Origin of the sequence: Methanocalculus sp. (genome assembly GCF_030651615.1) — an archaeon.
Classification (GTDB): Archaea; Halobacteriota; Methanomicrobia; order Methanomicrobiales; family Methanocorpusculaceae; genus Methanocalculus.
Map to the genome: position 1 here is coordinate 1 of NZ_JAUSCG010000220.1, position 5,322 is coordinate 5,322.

Consider the following 5,322-nt stretch of genomic DNA (forward strand, 5'->3'; position numbering starts at 1 on the left):
CCGGTGCTAAAGAGGGCAAAGAGGGCAACCCCGGCGATAAGGAGGGGAAGTCCGATCGGGGTGACGGCAAGAAGGGAGAATGGTTCTGCCTGTGACTGGATCAGAAGATCATTCAAGACGATCAGAGGCCCTGATCCGATCATGGTGAGACTCCCCCCGAGGATGGCGGCAAACCCCATCGGCATCATCAGGCGGGATACCGGGATCTTCGTCTGTTTGCAGATCCTCCTCATCGCAGGGAGGAACAGGGCCGCCGCTCCGATATTCTGCATCACTGAGGAGAGGAGACCGACCGTCATTCCTATGGTGGTGCCGACCCGCCGTTCACTGCTGCCTGCATATCTGACGATTGAGCGGGCAAGTTTTGAGGTGACCCCGGTCCTCTCGATCCCATATCCTAGGATCATTACAGATGCCATCGCCATGACCGCGTTTGACGCAAATCCTGAGATTGCCTCAACGGGTGTGACGAGGCCAAGCCAGGCAAGCGTGATGGCAGCGAGGACTGCGACAAGGTCGATTCGTACCCGGTCACTCACAAAGAGGATGATCGTTACTGCAAGGACAATTCCGACGAGGAGGATACTGGTATCCATAGGAGACTACTTGCTGATGAGGCAGATAAAAGGAAAAAGGTTGCCTCACTTTTGTGAGAGCCGGGCTGCCATCAGGTGCCGCTTTACGGTTCCTGCTGCATCCGGTTCTGATGAAAGGCAGTCGAGGAGGGTTCTGATCTGCTGTATTGTCTCGGGGTGAAGCTCATGCTCCATGAAACAGGCATCTTGTTCAGCGATATTTTCAGGGACCCTCAGGATGAGGAGAAACTCCTTGAGCGTCTCATGTCTCTGGTGAACAGATCGTCCGATAGTCTCCCCTTCCGGCCGGAGGACGACACCTTCGTACCTGCGGTATTCGAGCAGGCCAAATGAATGGAGTTTCCGAAACATCTCAACGACGGTTGAGGGCTGGACTCCAAGTTCAAGGGCAACATCTTTTGTTCGTGCATACCCTTTCTCACGGGTGACACGGTAGATCGCCTCGAGATAATCCTCTGCTTTTCTTGAGAGGTTGTTCACGTTACATGCTCTGTGTCTGCATGGTATAGTTTCTTCCCCCCTGTGATGTTGGTGCATACTGCAATCTCCTGAAGTATCTCATATACTATCTCACTTGGATGATAAGTAGTTAGACCGAACATCTTTAGGTTTATCTGTGGGTTCCGAGATTTCGGGTCGTCACTCTCGGGAGAAGGTCTTTATTTATATGAGATTGGTCTTTTCTGTAACTATCTGTCATCTGCTTATTTCGATTGGTGATGTGTTATGCCTCTTCTAAGGGACAGGATAATTATTTTAGAAATGTTACCCCATATGGAGAAGTTTGAGAGAAAATGAGAATGGAGAAATACCTGTCCAACTGGTATATACAGCTGGGATCAGGTCACATGGATGAGGTTTTTTAGGTAACCAATGTTGAAGTATCTGTTCTGTTCAATTTTCCCGGATTATAATCTTTTATTCTTTTTTTTCACCTCCCTTCATCTCTCAGATGAAGAGGGAGTCGGTGGGCGCAGATGCCGACCTTGCCTCCTCTTTGTAATGTAGGTAGCATATCATTTCTTCTGCGATCCGGCAGCCTGATGGCTGTACTCCCCAGTTGAACCAATCATTCCACCGGGTCGCTATACTACTCTGTGTTGTTTGGGAGAGATGATACCTCTCCTAAAAATACTGGATTTCTCCATTCCACCCATGATGTTTTTTGGTTTTCAGAAATAAACCAAAATTCCATGCAGATGATTGTCTGTTTGTCTCTCTGACGATCACCCTTTATCGTTCTGATTGCAGGAGAAGAGATCCCTTTCGTCTGCTCCTCTCTGAAGTGGAATCCGACGTAGCTATGATGTATATCAAGAAAAGGAGAACGGAGAATAGTTATCCTGTTAGGCTGGTGCAAATGAAAGATGGCTATCTTTTTGAGCTGACAGGGTAATTGGATGAGGTCTGACTGATAACCATGGCTGAGTTTGGTTTCTGTCATTCATATAATCCGAATGATAAGCCTCCGCAAGCGTATCTTCGGACATCTTTCTGCTTTTTTGTGTTCACCTCCATCTTCACTGTCTTCTGGATGAGGAAGGGATCAGGCAACGCAGATAGCGAAACCGTAACTCCCCTCTGGTCTCTTCAGAGAAACTGGTAGTCTCTCTTCTCTTCTGCAACCCGTATTTCTGTCTGGTCACCTTCCCCAGTTGATGACATTCGGAAAAGACCGGGTCGCTATTCTACTCTCTGTTCTTCGGGATAGATGGAGCCTCCCCTAAATACGGTTGGTTTCTTCTCCATGTACGAGTAGTCTTCGGTTTTTACACCAGTTCCAAAATGAATTGCGGTGGTTTAATGCAATGAAGGCAACCCGATGAACATATATCTCTTCTATGAGATACGAGAGGTATGCACAATTCCGGATACCGGAATCTCCCGTTTATTGTTGTGATTCTGGGTCTTTTTCTGGCAACAGGAGCAGAAGTCTTCTACCATGCCGGATCAGGGATCGTCACCGGCTATTCACACCTCTACTATCTGGTGGTGATCATCGCTGCGTACTACTTCAGGTACTGGGCAGTCATCGTCGGCGCATATCTTGGGGTAATCCATTATGGCATTGAGATCACGCTGACGGGATCGGTGGCAGCAGATGCAGCTCTTCGTGCCATTTCTCTCATTGCAGCCGGTATCGTCTCTGCGTTCCTTGCATCGGCATTACGTACCCATGTTCCGGTGAAAGAGGTGATCGAGAACAGTATGTACCGTGTGCGGGCAATGATGGTGAATGAAGCAGATATCGTGAAGATGAGAAAGTCAGGTGATCTCCCCGGTCTCCTCTCCCTGCTTGCTCATGGGGAGATGGATCAGCGGTATGCTGCAATCGATGCCCTTGGTCTCCTTCGCGACCCCCGTGCAATCGAACTCCTCATCGAGACCACCCGGAGTGATACCTATTCCGGTCTCCGCTGGAAAGCGGCTGAAGCCCTTGCACGCATCGGAAGACCGGCAGTCGGACCTCTCATATCACTTCTTGATGACCCGGATGAGGATGTCAGGTGGAAGGTGGCGATCGCCCTTGGGGAGATCGGTGATCAGAGAGCGATATCCCCGCTCATCTCCCTCCTTGCAGATCCCGATTCGTATGTCAGGAGCAGGGCAGCACTCGCACTTGGGGCAATTGGTGATCGTGCGACTCCTGATCTGATCCGATCACTTACCTCTGTTGATCCGGCTGTTCGTTCCTCTGCTGCTTCGGCTCTTGGTATCATCGGAACAGAAGAGGTTATTCCTCTGCTCATCCCTCTTCTTTTTGATCCAGTCGATCAGGTGAAGGCAGAGGCGGCAGCTGCACTTGCAAAGATCGGTCCTTCTGCGCTCCCCTTGATCGTTGATGCGGTGAAATCTGCACCATCTGATGCACGATGTAAACTCTTTTCAGATCTGGGGGCAGTAGAACCGCTGCTTGAGATCATCAGGGAAGGTGGGGCAGAGATCCGTCTGGAATGTGCCTTTATGCTGAAGGAGTTGGGTGATCCCTCCCTCTCTTTGGTCATCGAAGAGCTTGGAGGAGAGTAATTGCTGTCATACGCCATGTATTTTTTGCCTTCGGAATGTCTCAGGACATGAGATAACCTTTATTGGTGGAGGGATACCAGATCACTCTTGTGTATGGTCGATACGGGTATGAATTTTGTGTGGAGAAAGATGATCTGAAGGTCTGTTTCTCAAAAGATGACGAATTTCTCCGGTATTATCGGAACCTGGGCGGATCGACAGTGGAACAAATAATTGCTTCCGATTCGGGGACGGTGATCATCAACCCGGTGGAGCCGCTGAACCTCCCCGACGAGGTGACACGGTTTCTTGAGATCAGGTTTCAGCCAATTGAGATCGAACCTGAGGTGACACGTCGGGTGTATCTTACATTTCCGATCGAGATCGCGGTTTTTCTCCAGAAAGGGGGGGCATACCGGTGTATTGACATCTTCTCGCGGATGCCACAGAAGTACTCTTTATATGGTCCGACCGATACAGGAGTGATCACCAGGTATCACTGGAGTAATGTCTATCTCAAACAGCCAAATCCTGATCCCTCATTAGAAGGGGTTGTTGAACTGGATCTCATAAATACTACGAAAAGTTGGGTTGAGGTCTCCCGGGTCGTTTTTGAAAATATTGGGATGAAGATCTACTATACTCATGACCTCGTTTCGATGAGTGCAGGGATGAAGATCATCAAGCCGACCATCGCATACACCGCTTTTGAAGATAAAGGCATCGTGGGTGGGATGCAGAAGTCGATCGAAATGCACTATTCACGAGGATTTCCTGGTGTTGATAAATTGATCTATTACCTGATGGATGAAGGGTTGACCTGAGATGGATGAATCTATTACTGTATTCCTGACAAAGCCGTTTATTGGGGATATGGCCCCGATTGATCTGATCTATGTACTGATTATTGCAGCAGTTGGATTGATCATTGCCAAGATCGTCAAAACCCAGTTCAAACGGAGTTTTGGTGATAAGATGACGAAGTCCGATCTCGACCTGATGACGGTGATTGTGACCTATATCGTCTATGCAATAACACTCCTGACCCTCCTCCCCTACCTTCACTTCGACCTCTCCGGTCTCTTCGTTGCAGGAGGTATCATCGCACTTGCGGTCGCGTTTGCTACCCAGAATATCGTTTCAAATCTTGTATCAGGGATTTTCCTGATATTTGAACGGCCGATCAAGATCGGTGATAATGTCTCCATCGGAACACTGACGGCGACGGTTCAGAAGATCCAGATTATGTCGACGATTGTTCGGACCTATGATGGGATCTATGTCCGAATACCAAACTCGAAGATGTTCACAAGTGACATCACAAATCTTGTCATCCATCCGGCACGAAGATTCGACTATACCATCGGCATCCGGTATCAGGATGATGCAGGAAAGGCGATTTCTATCATCAAAGGTATGATCGATAAAGAGCCCTATGCCTTAAAGAGCCCGGGACCTTCGGTTTATGTGGACAAACTTGATGAATCCAGTGTTAATATTGTCATTAAGATCTGGGCCCCTTCCCTCTACTGGTGGGGTCTTCGGACCGAACTGCTCTGGAAGATCAAAATTGAGCTTGAGAAGAACGGAATCCAGATACCCTTCCCACAAAGGGAGATCTGGTTTGATAATATATTGAAGGCCGATATGAAGAATGTCCGGGCACCCCCCCGAACAAAGGAGGTTCCGTACGAAGAGATCGAGATACAACCTGAGGTTG

Annotated in this window: 5 protein-coding genes; 3 read left to right on the plus strand and 2 right to left on the minus strand. The window is 48.7% G+C overall.

The window, feature by feature from the left end; genetic code table 11:
• Together Q7V06_RS09305 and Q7V06_RS09310 are read right to left on the minus strand one after the other, a co-directional pair.
• Positions 1-596, minus strand: a 596-nt coding sequence (locus Q7V06_RS09305) for an SLC13 family permease (protein ID WP_304840853.1), incomplete at its 3' end; no start/stop codon positions are given.
• A gap of 45 nt (positions 597-641) precedes the next feature.
• Positions 642-1,076 carry a metal-dependent transcriptional regulator gene (locus tag Q7V06_RS09310; protein ID WP_304840855.1) on the minus strand — a complete coding sequence of 145 codons (435 nt, stop codon included), beginning with the start codon at positions 1,074-1,076 and terminating at the stop codon, positions 642-644.
• A 1,377-nt stretch (positions 1,077-2,453) separates the two neighbouring features.
• Here Q7V06_RS09310 and Q7V06_RS09315 point away from each other — a divergent pair.
• The 3 genes from Q7V06_RS09315 to Q7V06_RS09325 all read left to right on the plus strand — a co-directional run.
• On the plus strand, positions 2,454-3,623 hold the full coding sequence (locus Q7V06_RS09315; protein WP_304840857.1) for a HEAT repeat domain-containing protein: 1,170 nt from the start codon (positions 2,454-2,456) through the stop codon (positions 3,621-3,623).
• 119 nt (positions 3,624-3,742) lie between these two features.
• A complete protein-coding gene (locus Q7V06_RS09320) occupies positions 3,743-4,426 on the plus strand; it encodes a DUF432 domain-containing protein (RefSeq protein ID WP_304840859.1) in 684 nt (227 codons plus the stop codon).
• 1 nt (position 4,427) lies between these two features.
• Positions 4,428-5,322: mechanosensitive ion channel family protein (locus tag Q7V06_RS09325; protein ID WP_304840861.1), on the plus strand; the 895-nt coding region annotated here is incomplete at its 3' end.